Genomic DNA, 14,697 nt, shown 5'->3' with positions numbered 1-14,697 from the left:
TCGGTTGGATGGTTCTTTAATTAAGATTGAATACTAAAGATATTCGAGCCGAAACTGATATTTTCTTTTTTATGAATTAAATTATTGCTATACAGAGACATGCCGTTTTTTTTTATACATTTACGTGTCTAACAAAACACTTAATTATGAAAAAATTAATTTTATTAGCTGCAATTGCAGTTTCAACTGTATCAACTTCATTTGCACAGGGTGAAGTTCATTTTGGAGCCAAAGCAGGTGTGAATGTCGCTTCTATTGGAGGTGATGCCTATCTTGGTGGAGGCTTTGGTAGTTTTGGTTCTAGAGTAAGTTTTCATGTTGGAGGTTTAGTAGAAGTACCTATAACTGAAAAGATTTCCGTGCAACCAGAAATTCTTTATTCATCCCAAGGAAGTAATTGGGATTTTACAGGAGCCGGTGACATACAATTGGATTATGTAAACTTTCCAATAATGGGTAAATATCATATCATCGAAGGACTTAGCGGAGAATTAGGGCCTGTAATTGGCGTATTAATTAAAGCGGATCAATCGGGTGTTGATGTAAAAGATTCCTATAAGAGTACTGATATTGCTATTGGAATAGGCGCAACCTATCGATTGCCAATGGGGGTATTTTTTAGTTTACGCTATAATAAAGGAATTACCGATATAAATGATGTTTCTGGATATACGTATTCAAATCAGAATAATGTATTTCAAGTATCTGCAGGATTTTCAATTTAATAATTTTATGTAATGATTTAAAAGCGGAGACAAATGTTTCCGCTTTTTTTATTAATTAGAATGCAATAGCTAATAAACTTTTTCTGTTTTTCAGCTTAATTTAAAACTCTACTTATGACAAAAAATACGCTGGTTATTATTTGCTGTTTCTATATTATATAAAAATGGAGGCAAAAGCTTCCGTTTTTTTTAACTTTTACGTGATATAGTTTAGAAATTTATTCTATTTTTCAAATTCAAACTAATTTTAACTTATGCTAAAGAAAGTCCTGATAATTATGGTTTTTATTTTTGCAAGCCATGCTGTAGCCCAGAAAAAAATAGGTTTTGGCATTAAGGCCGGTGGAAACTATACCGATGTGGCTGGTTGGGTTGTAGACATTTCCAAATCGAAAGTTGGATTTCATTTTGGTATTGTAACTTCCTATGAGATTTCTGAAAAATTTTCGGTTACCCCTGAGTTGACCTATTCCAGACAGGGATTTAATTACGGTGAGATAGAGGTGCGTGAGCCTACCAATAACGAAATAATTGTTTTCGAAATAATAAATCACTTGGATTATTTGAATCTACCCATCTTAGGGACATATGCAGTTGTGCCTAATTTCGGGCTTCAGTTTGGGCCCCAATTTGGGTTTAATATTGATGCGAAGAATGTTTTAAAATATAAGCACAATGCCGAATTGAATGATCCAACACCGTTTGAACAAACCCAAGATATTAACACGTTAGAACTGGGAATTGCTGTAGGAGTTCAGCTAAAATTGAGTTCTCATGTTTTTATTCAAGGAAGATATATTTTTGGAATAACAAGTGTTTTTCCAAATAGTAAAGTCCAGAATAGAAACGCTCAGCTTTCTATGGGTTATAATTTTTAGAAATTTAAACATGAAGATCATCATCATTAACGGTCCCAATTTGAACTTACTCGGAAAGCGGGAGAATGACATATACGGTGACGAATCATTTCATGATTTTTTCGATCGGATTCAAAAAAAATATGAAAGCGTTCATTTAGAACATTTTCAATCCAATATTGAGGGTGTATTAATCGACAAATTACAAGAAGTGGGTTATAGTTATGACGGTATTATTCTGAATGCAGCTGCCTATACACATACTTCCGTAGGAATAGGGGATGTGGTAAAAGCAATTACAACTCCTGTGGTGGAGGTTCATATCTCGAACACCTTTGCTCGTGAGGAGTTTCGGCATAGCTCATTTATTTCTCCTAATGCCAAAGGCATTATCCTAGGCTTCGGACTGCAGAGTTATGAACTAGCGCTTCAAAGCTTTCTGGCTTCTGAATAAAAAAAGCGCTTCAATTTCTTAAAGCGCTTGTTATATTACAAAAATATATTTCTATAAATGTATCACTTCGCCATAGGCATCGGCAACAGCTTCCATAACGGCCTCACTCATAGTTGGGTGTGGATGAATGGTTTTTAATACTTCATGACCTGTAGTTTCCAATTTACGTCCTAAAACGGCTTCAGCAATCATATCGGTCACTCCGGCACCAATCATATGGCAGCCGAGCCATTCGCCATATTTGGCATCGAAGATTACCTTTACAAAGCCATCTGTAGTTCCGGCGGCACTGGCCTTTCCATTTGCTGAAAAGGGAAACTTTCCAACTTTTAAGTCGTATCCGGCTTCCTTCGCCTGTTTTTCGGTCATACCAACACTTGCAATTTCAGGGGTCGCATAGGTACATCCTGGAATATTTCCATAATCGATAGGTTCTATGTGCATCCCGGCAATCTTTTCTACACAGGTAATTCCTTCGGCCGAAGCAACGTGAGCCAAAGCAGGGCCTGGAACCACATCTCCTATGGCATAATAGCCGGGTATGTTTGTTTGGTACCAGTCATTTACCATGATCTTGTCTTTATCTACTACAATTCCTACGTCCTCTAGTCCGATATCTTGAAGGTTCGATGAAATTCCAACTGCCGAAAGCACTACCTCTGCTTCAAGTACTTCTTCTCCCTTTTGCGTTTTTACAGTCGCTTTAACAAGTTTTCCTGAAGTATCTAATTTTTCTACGGAAGAAGATGTCATCACTTTTATACCTGCTTTTTTGAAGGATTTTTCAAATTGTTTTGAAACGTCTTCGTCTTCTAAGGGCACTAAATTGGGTAAGAATTCTACTATGGTTACTGCCGTCCCCATTGCGTTGTAAAAATGTGCAAATTCAACTCCTATGGCGCCACTACCCACTACAATCATGCTTTTGGGTTGTGTTTTCAGAGACATGGCCTCACGATAACCAATCACCTTTTTTCCATCCTGCTTCAAATTGGGTAACTCGCGTGAACGCGCACCAGTGGCAATTATAATATGGTCTGCTGTATATTCCTTTCCGTCTACTTCTACTTTCTTGCCGGGTTTTATTTTTCCGAAGCCATTAATGACATCAATCTTATTTTTTTTCATCAAAAACTGCACTCCTTTGCTCATGCCATCTGCAACCCCTCGACTGCGATCTATCACTTTACCGAAGTCCTTATCGGCTCCCTTAACAGTAAGGCCATAGTCCTCGGCATGCTGTAAATATTTAAAAACCTCTGCACTTTTTAACAGTGCTTTCGTAGGAATGCAACCCCAGTTCAGACATACACCACCTAAATTTTCTTTTTCAACAACAGCCGTTTTAAAGCCTAGTTGTGAAGCTCTAATTGCTGTGACATAGCCCCCTGGGCCACTCCCTAACACTATAATATCGTATTTACTCATGTTCTGTAATTAAGTCAGTAATATAAAGACACGAAATTACAAAATTCAAAAAGAAAAATTCCATATTCCAAAAATCAAATCACAAATTATTTGAGATGTAAAAAACGTCAAACTCAAAAAATGATATTTCGGATTTGACGTCTTGTTTTTGAAATCGAATTTTTTATTTTTTCTGAAAATCTACGGAGGCCGAATTTACACAATACCGTTGTCCTGTACTGGTGGGCCCATCATTGAATACATGACCCAAATGACTTCCACAATTTGCACAGACTATTTCGGTACGGATCATTCCGTGGGATGCATCTTTGATGTATTCCACCGAGCCTTTAATTGATTCATCAAAAGAGGGCCATCCACAGCCACTGTCAAACTTGTTATTACTTTCGAAAAGCGGAGTTCTACACGCACCACAGGCATAGCTGCCATTTTCAAAATTAAGATTGTATTCTCCTGTAAAAGGACGTTCAGTTCCTTTTTCTCGAAGAATGCGATATCTGTCAGGACCAAGCTCTTCCAGCCATTGGGCTTCTGTCTTCTGAATTGGATATTTTTTACTATTCATCTTTTGAAGGAATAAAATCGAGAGCAGCACCATTGATACAGTGTCTTTTTCCGGTCGTCTTCTTGGGGCCATCATCAAATACATGACCCAAATGCCCGCCACAGTTAGCGCAGTGCTCTTCGGTACGTGCATAGCCTATGTTGTGGTCGGTTGAAAATGCCACATTTCCTTTAATTTCACGATCAAAGCTCGGCCACCCTGTGCCACTATCAAACTTATGCTCACTTTTAAAGAGTGGGGTCTTGCAAGCAGCGCATACATAGGTTCCGGGGCTGTAGTTTTTATTCAACGGACTGGTAAAAGCCCGTTCTGTACCTTCTTCGCGCAAGACGTAGTACTGAAGTTCGGTGAGACTAGCTCTCCATGCAGCTTCTGTTTTACTAATGGGAAAATGCTTCGTTTCCTTTTTGTTTTGTGCCGAAGAATTACAGCTTAACAAAATGCTTGTTACTACTAAGAAAAAGACGTGCTTCATTGCTAATCGAGGGTGCGTATTTGATTTGTTTCAATTTGAAGGGCTTGCAATAATGCTTCCATACTCATGCTTGTTTTGCCAAATTCTGACGGAACTACTGCAATCCGAAAGGTTTGGTCGTTGGTAAAACCGTTTCCTAACAGGCCGAGATCAAAGTCGCCTTGAAGAAATAGTAGGACATCCAAAAATGTATGATTAAAAGTATATTGAAATGATCCTTCGTTTACATAAATGGTCTGAGGTAGGGGACTCCAAACATCAATGGTTCCTCCACTGTTATCCGGAATTACATCTTCCAGCCAATACACTAAAATGGCATCGCTTTCATAAACTTCTATATTAGAAGGGAATACAACTAATTGTTCATAATTATTGGAAGCTGTAAAATCGACGGTGGTTTCAAAAACCTGTCCCAGTATGTTTATGCCAGGCGCACCCGGAGGTCCCGGGTCTCCTTCACAAGAGGTAAATAAAATAGTGCTAAAAGCAGCGAATAAAAGAATAAGATGTTTCATAAGAATTTGTTTTTTTGGATTCTATTACAAAAGTTGTTCCATTCTTTAAAAGTATGTGTTTAATTATAATTTTACCACTTGCATGAATTACATTTTTGGCATTATTTTTGGCCTTTCAAAAAAATATAAAGCCGGGCATCGGTTTTCCGACTTTTTTATTTCAATTGAAAATTTAAATCTTATTTTTAAACCATAATTAAAACACTATTAGCATGAAATTTAAAATTATTATTTCCTTTGTTGTCTTGGCAGCAGTATCTATAGCCTGTACTACCAATCCTTTTACCGGTAAGCAGACCATGGCATTGGTTCCGAATTCGCAGATATTTCCGATGGCATTTCAGCAATACGATCAGTTTTTAGGCGAACACAAGGTAATTACCGGAACAGCCGATGCACAGCGTATTAAGTCGGTTGGACAGAAAATAGCCACTGCCTCCGAACGTTGGTTAACCGCGAATGGGTATGCGGGATATTTGAACGATTACCAATGGGAGTATAACTTAGTGGACGATCCGGCTGTCAATGCTTGGTGTATGCCGGGAGGAAAGATTGTTTTTTATACGGGAATCTTACCCATTGCGAAGAATGAAGCCGGGATTGCCGCAATTATGGGTCATGAAGTAGCACACGCACTGGCCAACCATGGGCAACAACGAATGAGCGCTGCACAATATCAGGCCTTAGGTGCTGTTGCTGGAAATATTGCTTTAAGCAAGGACCCGAAGAACCAAGAAGCGTTTAACACCTATTATGGATTAGGTACCACAGTAGGAGTGATGCTGCCGTTTAGTAGAAATCATGAAAGTGAGGCAGACAAAATTGGCCTAACACTTATGGCAATTGCAGGTTACGACCCCATGGTTGCAGCCGAATTGTGGCAACGAATGAAAGCTAGTGCAAGCGGTAGTGCACCACCCGAATTTTTGAGTACCCACCCATCCAGTGACACCCGAATTAGCAATATTACAAGTTGGGCACCGGCCGCGAAAGCCGAGGCAAGGAAGTTTGGGGTAACCTCATTTAAAAAATAATCCCTTCTTAAATTTATTTACTACTTTAGAATCCCGCTTTAGCGGGATTTTTACTATTTAACGATACCACTTTATGGGGCAATTAGCAAAAGGAAGTAAGAAGTTATTAAACGCCTGGGCGTTTTATGACTGGGCAAACTCAGTATATAGTTTGGTAATTGCTTCGGCCATATTTCCCATTTATTATCAGGCGCTGTTTAAAACGGCTGGAATAGAAACCGTTACGATCTTTGGAGGCGCAATTCGGAGTACCCCTTTAATTAGTTATACCACAGCCGCCGCATTTTTGATGGTTTCTTTTATTTCGCCATTACTCTCCGGGATCGCCGATTACGTGGGTAACAAAAAGGCGTTTATGCGATTTTTCTGTTATCTGGGTGCCTTATCCTGCATTGGATTGTATTTCTTCGATCTGGACCGCATTGTGATAAGCTTACTTTTTTACTTTCTAGGACTAGTAGGTTTCTGGGGTAGTTTGGTGTTTTATAATTCCTATTTACCCGATGTAGCCCATATTGAGCAACAGGATCGAATTAGTGCTAAAGGATATTCACTAGGATATATTGGGAGCGTCGTTTTGCTCCTATTCAATTTATTAATGGTGATGAAGCCCGAACTCTTTGGTTTGGGTGAAGGAGATGCAGCCAGTATGAAGGCCATGCAAATTTCCTTTATCACGGTCGGTGTTTGGTGGATCGCTTTTAGTCAATATTCCTTCTATTATCTACCAAAGGGTGTCTCTTCGGGACACAGGGTCACCCGAAAGATCCTTTTTAATGGCTTCAAAGAATTACGAGGGGTCTATCGGTCACTTTCAGAAAATATAAAATTAAAACGCTATTTAGCGGCCTTCTTTGTATACAGCATGGCGGTCCAAACTGTAATGCTGGTGGCCACCTATTTTGGGGAGCAGGAGATTGCTTGGGGAGGAAACGATGAGAAAACCATTGGGCTTATTGTAAGTATCCTTATTATTCAATTAGTGGCTGTTGTAGGAGCCACGATTACCTCCAGATCTTCTGAAAGATTTGGAAATATCCCAACGCTTATTGTTATCAACGGTATTTGGGTACTTATTTGTATCATAGCATATTTTATTGAAACACCTATTCAGTTTTATATGACTGCCGGAATTGTTGGATTGGTAATGGGTGGAATTCAAGCCCTTTCCAGATCTACCTATTCTAAATTTTTACCCGAAACTACCGAGACAACCTCTTATTTTAGTTTTTATGATGTAGCCGAGAAAATTGGTATTGTCATTGGAATGCTGGTGTATGGTATCATTGATCAGGTTACGGGCAGTATGCGGAACTCGATATTATTCTTAGTTACATTTTTTGTGATAGGGGTAATTTTACTTCTTAGAGTGCCAAGAAAAAATAACAAATAGACAATTTTTACTTATGTTTGCGGTTATTACCAGAGAAAACTTACTACTTATGAAAAAATTTCAACTATTAAACTATTTGCTTGTCGCCTTTCTTGCATTTCAGTTTACTGCTTGTGATAACGAACCCTTGGAGGGAACCTTCCAACAGGATGACCCAAATACTGCTGCCGAAGGCGAGTTTAAAGCCAAGGTGAATGGCCAAGACTTTTTGGCGGAAACAGCCAGCGGAGTCTTATCGGGCGACGTATTGGTGATCACAGGATTAAAAACCACTACAGGAGAAAGTATTTCACTTTCTATTGCCGGAGCAGGGGTTGGCACCTTTGACCTAACGGCGGGTACTGGTACACAAACGTTTGGTACCTATATTGATTCCAATACACCTGTCAATCCATATATTTCTTTTGTTGCTTTCGGCGGAACCGGAGAAGTGACCCTAACTGAAATGGATACTGAATTGTTGACGGTCACCGGGACTTTTAATTTTGTTGGAGGCCGAATGCAATTAGATGCTGAAGGCAATCCTGTTCTAGACGGTAATGGTGATCCGGTTATTGAAACAGTTGAAGTTACCTCAGGAGCTTTTAACACTATTGAATATACCATTGAAGACAATGGAGACGGAGGCGTGGATGATATTTTCTTTGCCAAGGTAGATGGTGTGGATTTTATTGCCGAAACCCTTACGGTAACACAAGTTACGATTGCGGGTGTTCCAATGCTGAACGTAGTGGCGACCAACGCAGCGGGCGCAACAATTAGAGTAGATATTCCTGAAAATCAGGGAGTAGGAGGGCCATGGGATATGGAATCCATTTCCAATGGAACCAAATTAATAGCCATGTACAATGATGGAGCTGGCGGTGAGGACCTTACTTCCAGTCCGGGATCTATCCGAATTCTCGAATTTGGAACAACGACCGGAAAACTTTGGGCACAATTTAATTTTAGAGCATCCGATCCGTTAGGAACAGACCCGGCCGTTCATCAAATTACCGAAGCCGGATTTGTAGTCGATTATATTGCCAATTCAGGAGATATTACCAACGTATTAGTAGCCGAAATTGATGGAGAAAGCTATATGCCCGATATGCTCGATATTGTACAAACACCGGTTAGTGGAATTCCAACAGTATGGATTACTACTGAAGATACTACAAATGCGCAATTTTTACGCTTAACATTCCCTGAAGCAATCGAGGTTGGAATGTATCAAATGACTACCGATCTAACTGTGGGAGACGAAAAAATTGCACTGTATATACCCGACACTACCGATCCGAGAAATTTTAAATCGGTTACTGGGACCTTGTCCATTGTGAGTTACGATACAACGGAAAAAATTATTGAAGGCACCTTCGAGTTTAGTGCCATTGATACCACAGGACAGGATCCTACCGTGTATCAAATTGCGAATGGAGCCTTCACCATTCAATTAGACTGATGCAAAACATACCAAATAAAAAAAGCCGCTTTCTAAGCGGCTTTTTTTTGTGATACGGTTACATCGATTTAATGGTGCCCGAGCCTGAGACCTTAGTATCACTCTTTTCAGGGTTTCCGGCATACCGAATATCTCCCGAGCCGTTAACACGGGCTTTTATGTGTTTCTTTGCATAAACTTTTGCATCTCCCGACCCCGATACATAGGCCTGTACATTATCTGCTATAAGGGAGGCTCCTTTATAATCACCGCTTCCACTTATTTTTATTTCTAAATTTGCTGCCTTTCCCGAAAGGTCCAAATCACCGGAACCGGTCAACTTGGCATTTATATCGGCCGCATCGACTGTGAGCACCATATCACCCGATCCTGTTAAGGAAACTTCAAGTTGGGAAGCCGTAATTGTATCCTTCGAATCAATATCCCCCGAACCCACTAAGGATACTTCAGAAATATCTTCATACGGGACTGTTATATGTATCCCCTTTTTAGTTTTCAAGCTGGTGTTCTTTTCAGTTCGAATCACCAACATATTATTCTCTTTCACTTCAACAATGATATATTCCTGTAAGTTTTCGTCGGTGGTCACAGCAATAGTGCCTTCAGCGCCTCTTTGCAAGTGTACGTCCATGGATCCAACGACCTGAATACCCGCATAATCTGATGTGTTAACAGTCTTTGTTACCACATTTCCGTTACCCACCACTTTTTTGCTACCCCATTGAGCCAATAATTCGGTATGACCAAGTAGGGTAAGTGAAATGGCAAGTGTAATTTTAACTAGTGTGTTCATAAGGTTGTGTGTTAATTAGTTTCTGAAAAAGGTTACGCCTCCGTAATCGGAGTCTATATTAACGATATTGCCCGAGTTCTTACTACCGTGATACCCGGAATACATTTTCTGACTATTTTCTGAAGAGGATTTCAACATGGTAACCAATTCTTCCCCTTTCATACCGCAATACGACAGTTGAACGGTAAAATCGAAGGAGTAATTACTCGCTAGACCTAATTTAATTCCTGTATAGTCGGCATTGATGGTGACGTTTTTAGCGGTTCCCGTGAGCCGGTCCACAACTATAGATCCATAGTCGGTATTCAAGTTCAAGGATCCGCTTACAGACCCAATTCGGTTGCTCACATAATCACCACGTCCAAGAATATTCACAGCCTTGTGTATTGTTACTTTTCCATAGTCACAGTTGTAGTTTACCTCATTGGCTTCGCCTATTTCCGAATTGGTATAATCTGCATTCAACTCCAAATTACCAACCTTGTCCAGCGTGAAGCTCGAATAATCGGCATCAATTTTTCCGCTTTTCATATAAGCAATTGTAGATTTGCTTGTATAATCGAAATTTAGATAGTTGTTATTTGCCATGAGGTCTCCTATGATTAACTGACCGTAGTCACAATTGATCTTGGCATTGCCTTCCAACCGATTCAGATTTATAGCGCCGTAGTTATTGTCAAGGTCTACCGAATTCGTAACAGGCAATTTAATGGTATAATGTACTTCAATCGAGATATTTTTGTTTTTCTTTCCCCACCAACTCCAAGAGCTACCTTTTTTATCGCCAAATCGGGTCTTTGCACTTACCAGTGAGGCATTTCCGGAAAAATCGACAGTGATTTCATCCAACCGTTTTTGAACCTCCTCTTCATCATTTCCATTTGTTAAAATGTGCACTTCGATCACCGTTCGGTTTTCATTCCAGGTGGTGATCTCTATATTTCCGTACGAATTATCAACCTCCAACCCCGCATTTGCGTTAACGGAGTATTCCTTCTTTATTTTCTTCTCTTTTGTATATTTTCCTTTAAAGGGGCCGTGGTTTGCCAAAAGCATCGCCGGCAACAATAAAAGGAGTATCAGTAATTTAGATTGTGGTTTCATTTTTAGTGTTATTTAGATTTTTAACTTCTTCTATGGTGGTTATTACTTGTTCTAGTAGTTCAATTCTGCTTTGGAAATTAGTGATCATAGCGTAGATAACGCGTTTATCGTTGCCACTTTCTACTAAATCTACTTTTAGTTTTTCGTATTGAACTTCTAGCACTTCCATTTGTTTTAAGGCATCGTCCACGAGGGCTTTTGTCTCGGGTGCATCAAAGTTTTTTAATGTTTGAAGCTCCTTGTTGATGGTTGTGGTAAAAAAAGTTTGTGTTTGTTCCATTTCGGGAGAGACACTTGCCAGTTCGGCTGCTTCAATGCTTGGCGTATTCAGAAAGGTAAACCCTATTCCGAAGATAACCAACACAGAAGCGGCTATAGACAGTGGTTTCCACCATTTTGGGTTGTTACGAGTGTGCTTTTCAGCATGTAATTTCTCCAAAAACCTTTTTTGGTGTCCGCTTGGTGTTTCCTCCACGTCGAAGGTGCCTTCTAAACGTTTAAAAATGGTATGTATGTACTCTTTATTCATGGTGCATTACTATTTTTTTTCGTAAACTTTCTTTGGCGCGGGAAATAAGTGTTCGGCAATTTGCATAACTTATTTTCAGAATCTCACAGATCTCTTCATAATCATAGCCTTCAATATAATGAAGCGTTAGAATTTGTTGATAGCTATCGTGCAATTCTTCCATGCAGGCGAGCAATTGCTTTGCTTTTAGCGGGACTTCCTCTTGATCAAGCAGCTCCATGGGTAATGATTCTTCCGCCGTATCGGGGAATCTATCATCGTGAATTTCCATAAAACGCTGTGACTTTCTGTACTGTGAAATACTATTGTTTATCACAATTCTTTTTAACCACGAACCAAATGAGGCATCTCCTTTAAAGGTATGAAGTTTTGCAAAGGCCGTAATAAACGATTCCTGCATAATATCCTCTGCTTCAGCGGTGTTTTTCACGATACGAAGCGCGGTATTGTACATGGCGCGTTGATAACGGTTGTAGACTTCAACCTGTGCTAGCTGATTTCCTTTCTGACAAAGAGCGAGTAACGAATTAATATGTTGTTCGGTTAGCGTCAAAAAAACATTTGTTTAATCTAAAGATGTAGCAAGTTACCAATTGTTACACTTGTATTTAAAAAATATGCCTCCGGTTTTAATGTCAAATTGGGATGCCGCTAACAGACTGGCACAACTCTTGACTTATGGGGGGTGAAGTTGCTTCGGAATTCCCTGTGTTTTTGGGGAATTTCAAAAAAAAAATATAAATATTAATACAGCAAAAACATTGTAATTGCTACTTTTAGTGACACAATGTCGTAAATCATACTATGTCCAAAACAAAGCTAACAACGATAGACAGTTTGTCATTTCAGGAATTGAAAGAAGATGCCGAGTTAATCCCCTTAATGACTCCTGAAGACGAAGAGGCCATGAATAATGAAGACTTACCAAAAGTGCTTCCCTTGTTGCCGCTCCGAAACACCGTATTGTTTCCGGGTGTTGTAATTCCCATTACAGCTGGTCGTGATAAGTCCATTAAACTTATAAATGAAACCAACAAAGGCACCAAAGTAATTGGTGTAGTTTCTCAAAAAGATGAAGACAAAGAAGAGCCCGGCTTAGAAGATATTAATACCATTGGAACGGTAGCTCAAATTCTACGAGTTTTAAAGATGCCCGACGGCAACACCACGGTGATCATTCAAGGTAAAAAACGCTTTGAAGTCGCTGAAGTGTTGACCACCAGCCCCTATATGACAGCTACCATTCGCGAAGTAGCAGAGGCTCGTCCCGCCAAGGAGAACGAAGAATTTATTGCCATCATCGATTCCATAAAGGAAATGGCCCTTGAGATTATAAAGGAGAGTCCCAATATTCCTTCGGAAGCGGCCTTTGCCATCAAGAATATTGAAAGCACCTCATTCCTGATCAATTTCGTGTCCTCCAATCTAAATATTTCGGTGGCTGAAAAGCAAAAATTACTGGAAATAAACGACTTGAAGGAGCGTGCACTTGAGACCTTGCGCTATATGAATATAGAGATTCAGAAGCTATCGTTGCGTCAAGATATTCAGTCGAAGGTAGAAAGCGATATAAGTCAGCAACAACGCGAATACTTCTTGCATCAACAAATGAAAACGATTCAAGAAGAGCTAGGAGGTAATACTTCCGAAGCGGAAATCGAAGAAATGCGTGCCCGCGGCAAGACCAAGAAATGGAATGAAGAGGTTGCCAAGCATTTCGATAAAGAACTGGCCAAGCTGCAGCGTATGAATCCGCAGGTGGCCGAATTCAGTATCCAACGAAACTACCTGGATCTCGTTCTTGAGTTGCCTTGGAATGAATTTAGCAAGGATAAGTTCGACCTAAAACGAGCCAGAAAGATCTTAGATCGCGATCATTACGGATTGGATGACGTAAAAAAACGAATCGTTGAATACCTCGCAGTCTTAAAGCTCAGAAACGATATGAAATCGCCTATTCTGTGCTTATACGGCCCTCCGGGGGTAGGTAAAACCTCATTGGGGAAATCGATCGCTGAGTCCCTAGGACGGGAATACGTGCGGATATCGCTTGGTGGCTTAAGGGATGAGGCGGAAATTCGAGGACACAGAAAAACCTATATTGGGGCGATGCCGGGTAGAATTATTCAAAGCTTAAAGAAAGCCGGAACGAGTAATCCTGTTTTTGTACTCGATGAGATAGATAAGCTTTCTATGGGAAATCAGGGGGATCCTTCATCCGCCATGCTCGAAGTGCTAGATCCGGAACAGAATTTTGCGTTTTATGATAATTTCTTGGAATTGGGATTCGACCTCTCCAAAGTGATGTTTATTGCCACTTCGAATAGTTTAAGTTCTATTCAGCCTGCGCTTTTAGATAGGATGGAGATTATCAATGTTTCAGGGTATACCACCGAAGAAAAGGTGGAAATAGCCAAAAGACATTTACTTCCGAAGCAATTAACAGAACACGGCCTTGCCAAATCCCATCTTTCCATTGGCAAACCGCAATTGGAGAAAATTGTGGAAGGCTATACGCGTGAGAGTGGTGTACGTGGTTTGGAAAAGCAGATCGCCAAAATGGTGCGTCATGCGGCTATGAAGATCGCTATGGAAGAAACTTATGAAACAAAAGTGACCAATACGCTAATTGAAAATGTATTAGGAGCCCCAAAAATGCAGCGCGATAAATATGAGAACAACGATGTGGCCGGCGTTGTAACGGGATTGGCCTGGACGCGAGTTGGGGGTGATATTCTATTTATTGAATCCATTTTGTCAAAAGGAAAAGGACAACTTACATTAACCGGGAACCTAGGTAAGGTCATGAAAGAATCGGCCACCATAGCGATGGAGTATATAAAATCGAATGCAGAATCAATGGGTATCGATCCTGAAGTATTTGAAAAATACAACGTGCATGTCCATGTACCGGAAGGAGCTACCCCAAAAGATGGTCCAAGTGCTGGGATTACCATGCTTACGTCGTTGGTTTCGCTGTTCACACAACGGAAAGTAAAGAAAAACATCGCGATGACAGGCGAAATTACGTTAAGAGGAAAGGTACTGCCGGTAGGGGGTATCAAAGAGAAGATTCTAGCAGCGAAGCGGGCGCGGATCAAAGAAATCTTGTTATGTGAGGACAATAGACGTGATATCGAAGAGATAAAACCCGAATACTTAAAAGGGTTGAAGTTTCACTATGTGAAAGAAATGGGCGATGTACTTGATCTTGCGTTGACAAAAGAGAAGGTGAAAAACGCCAAAAAGTTATAACCGTATATTGTTTTCTCATGCCGAAAAGCAGGACGCAACATTTTATACTTTGAATACCACTAGCACCTTTTGAGACTTGGTAAAATGCATCGGTTTGCAAATAGACTAAATAAGTAAACTCTTTTT

At 40.1% G+C, this 14,697-nt stretch carries 15 protein-coding genes; 7 read left to right on the top strand and 8 right to left on the bottom strand.

Annotated features, from left to right (window positions below):
* Positions 1–146: 146 nt before the first annotated feature.
* From K8F54_RS03750 to K8F54_RS03740, 3 genes are all read left to right on the top strand, one after another.
* The gene (locus K8F54_RS03750; RefSeq protein ID WP_290787207.1) at positions 147–725 is read left to right on the top strand and encodes a porin family protein; all 579 of its coding nucleotides are present in this window, start codon (positions 147–149) and stop codon (positions 723–725) included.
* Between the two features lie 254 nt (positions 726–979).
* Entirely contained in the window at positions 980–1,603 is a 624-nt protein-coding gene (locus K8F54_RS03745) for a porin family protein (RefSeq protein WP_290787205.1), read from the top strand.
* Positions 1,604–1,613: 10 nt separating this feature from the next.
* The gene (locus K8F54_RS03740) at positions 1,614–2,036 is read left to right on the top strand and encodes a type II 3-dehydroquinate dehydratase (RefSeq protein WP_290787202.1); all 423 of its coding nucleotides are present in this window, start codon (positions 1,614–1,616) and stop codon (positions 2,034–2,036) included.
* A gap of 51 nt (positions 2,037–2,087) precedes the next feature.
* Here K8F54_RS03740 and lpdA read toward each other — a convergent pair whose 3' ends face one another.
* From lpdA to K8F54_RS03720, 4 genes are all read right to left on the bottom strand, one after another.
* Positions 2,088–3,464: a dihydrolipoyl dehydrogenase gene (lpdA, locus tag K8F54_RS03735; RefSeq protein ID WP_290787199.1), complete on the bottom strand. Its 1,377-nt coding sequence runs from the start codon at positions 3,462–3,464 to the stop codon at positions 2,088–2,090.
* A 163-nt stretch (positions 3,465–3,627) separates the two neighbouring features.
* Positions 3,628–4,029 (bottom strand): peptide-methionine (R)-S-oxide reductase MsrB, encoded by a 402-nt coding sequence (gene msrB / locus K8F54_RS03730; protein ID WP_290787196.1) that lies wholly within the window; start codon positions 4,027–4,029, stop codon positions 3,628–3,630.
* Complete coding sequence (gene msrB / locus K8F54_RS03725) at positions 4,022–4,504, bottom strand: peptide-methionine (R)-S-oxide reductase MsrB (protein WP_290787193.1); 483 nt, start codon at positions 4,502–4,504, stop codon at positions 4,022–4,024. The genes msrB (K8F54_RS03730) and msrB (K8F54_RS03725) overlap by 8 nt, the downstream gene beginning before the upstream one ends.
* 2 nt (positions 4,505–4,506) lie before the next feature.
* Entirely contained in the window at positions 4,507–5,019 is a 513-nt protein-coding gene (locus tag K8F54_RS03720) for a collagen-like protein (RefSeq protein WP_290787190.1), read from the bottom strand.
* A gap of 212 nt (positions 5,020–5,231) precedes the next feature.
* Between K8F54_RS03720 and K8F54_RS03715 the strand changes: the two genes are divergently transcribed.
* The 3 genes from K8F54_RS03715 (at position 5,232) to K8F54_RS03705 (ending at position 8,890) form a co-directional block, all read left to right on the top strand.
* A complete protein-coding gene (locus K8F54_RS03715) occupies positions 5,232–6,053 on the top strand; it encodes a M48 family metallopeptidase (RefSeq protein WP_290787187.1) in 822 nt (273 codons plus the stop codon).
* 73 nt (positions 6,054–6,126) lie between these two features.
* Positions 6,127–7,446: an MFS transporter gene (locus K8F54_RS03710; protein WP_290787185.1), complete on the top strand. Its 1,320-nt coding sequence runs from the start codon at positions 6,127–6,129 to the stop codon at positions 7,444–7,446.
* 49 nt (positions 7,447–7,495) lie between these two features.
* Positions 7,496–8,890 (top strand): DUF6252 family protein, encoded by a 1,395-nt coding sequence (locus K8F54_RS03705; protein WP_290787183.1) that lies wholly within the window; start codon positions 7,496–7,498, stop codon positions 8,888–8,890.
* Between the two features lie 58 nt (positions 8,891–8,948).
* Here the strand turns inward: K8F54_RS03705 and K8F54_RS03700 are convergent, their stop codons facing one another.
* Genes K8F54_RS03700 through K8F54_RS03685 form a run of 4 tightly spaced genes read right to left on the bottom strand, consistent with a single transcriptional unit; the run spans position 8,949 to position 11,869 of the window.
* Positions 8,949–9,683, bottom strand: a complete 735-nt coding sequence (locus K8F54_RS03700) for a head GIN domain-containing protein (protein WP_290787181.1) — start codon at positions 9,681–9,683, stop codon at positions 8,949–8,951.
* 15 nt (positions 9,684–9,698) lie between these two features.
* Positions 9,699–10,787 carry a hypothetical protein gene (locus K8F54_RS03695; RefSeq protein ID WP_290787178.1) on the bottom strand — a complete coding sequence of 363 codons (1,089 nt, stop codon included), beginning with the start codon at positions 10,785–10,787 and terminating at the stop codon, positions 9,699–9,701.
* The gene (locus K8F54_RS03690; RefSeq protein WP_290787176.1) at positions 10,771–11,316 is read right to left on the bottom strand and encodes a hypothetical protein; all 546 of its coding nucleotides are present in this window, start codon (positions 11,314–11,316) and stop codon (positions 10,771–10,773) included. Before K8F54_RS03690 ends, K8F54_RS03695 begins: the two co-directional genes overlap by 17 nt.
* Positions 11,309–11,869, bottom strand: a complete 561-nt coding sequence (locus K8F54_RS03685; protein WP_290787173.1) for an RNA polymerase sigma factor — start codon at positions 11,867–11,869, stop codon at positions 11,309–11,311. Before K8F54_RS03685 ends, K8F54_RS03690 begins: the two co-directional genes overlap by 8 nt.
* 251 nt (positions 11,870–12,120) lie before the next feature.
* Here K8F54_RS03685 and lon point away from each other — a divergent pair, with 251 nt between their 5' ends.
* On the top strand, positions 12,121–14,571 hold the full coding sequence (lon, locus tag K8F54_RS03680; RefSeq protein ID WP_290787169.1) for an endopeptidase La: 2,451 nt from the start codon (positions 12,121–12,123) through the stop codon (positions 14,569–14,571).
* The last annotated feature ends 126 nt before the right edge of the window (positions 14,572–14,697 follow it).

Source organism: Altibacter sp. (genome assembly GCF_019913785.1).
GTDB lineage: Bacteria > Bacteroidota > Bacteroidia > Flavobacteriales > Flavobacteriaceae > Altibacter.
Note: the sequence above shows the minus strand (reverse complement) of the source record. Positions and strands in the feature narration are given on the sequence as shown.

Excerpts from the sequence above, each read along its gene's own strand:
- K8F54_RS03700 (WP_290787181.1), bottom strand. The coding sequence starts at position 9,683 with ATGAACACACTAGTTAAAATTACACTTGCCATTTCACTTACCCTACTT.
- K8F54_RS03705 (WP_290787183.1), top strand. The coding sequence starts at position 7,496 with ATGAAAAAATTTCAACTATTAAACTATTTGCTTGTCGCCTTTCTTGCA.
- lpdA (WP_290787199.1), bottom strand. The coding sequence starts at position 3,464 with ATGAGTAAATACGATATTATAGTGTTAGGGAGTGGCCCAGGGGGCTAT.
- K8F54_RS03720 (WP_290787190.1), bottom strand. The coding sequence starts at position 5,019 with ATGAAACATCTTATTCTTTTATTCGCTGCTTTTAGCACTATTTTATTT.
- K8F54_RS03690 (WP_290787176.1), bottom strand. The coding sequence starts at position 11,316 with ATGAATAAAGAGTACATACATACCATTTTTAAACGTTTAGAAGGCACC.
- K8F54_RS03745 (WP_290787205.1), top strand. The coding sequence starts at position 980 with ATGCTAAAGAAAGTCCTGATAATTATGGTTTTTATTTTTGCAAGCCAT.
- K8F54_RS03750 (WP_290787207.1), top strand. The coding sequence starts at position 147 with ATGAAAAAATTAATTTTATTAGCTGCAATTGCAGTTTCAACTGTATCA.
- K8F54_RS03740 (WP_290787202.1), top strand. The coding sequence starts at position 1,614 with ATGAAGATCATCATCATTAACGGTCCCAATTTGAACTTACTCGGAAAG.
- K8F54_RS03695 (WP_290787178.1), bottom strand. The coding sequence starts at position 10,787 with ATGAAACCACAATCTAAATTACTGATACTCCTTTTATTGTTGCCGGCG.
- K8F54_RS03715 (WP_290787187.1), top strand. The coding sequence starts at position 5,232 with ATGAAATTTAAAATTATTATTTCCTTTGTTGTCTTGGCAGCAGTATCT.
- msrB (WP_290787196.1), bottom strand. The coding sequence starts at position 4,029 with ATGAATAGTAAAAAATATCCAATTCAGAAGACAGAAGCCCAATGGCTG.
- msrB (WP_290787193.1), bottom strand. The coding sequence starts at position 4,504 with ATGAAGCACGTCTTTTTCTTAGTAGTAACAAGCATTTTGTTAAGCTGT.
- lon (WP_290787169.1), top strand. The coding sequence starts at position 12,121 with ATGTCCAAAACAAAGCTAACAACGATAGACAGTTTGTCATTTCAGGAA.
- K8F54_RS03710 (WP_290787185.1), top strand. The coding sequence starts at position 6,127 with ATGGGGCAATTAGCAAAAGGAAGTAAGAAGTTATTAAACGCCTGGGCG.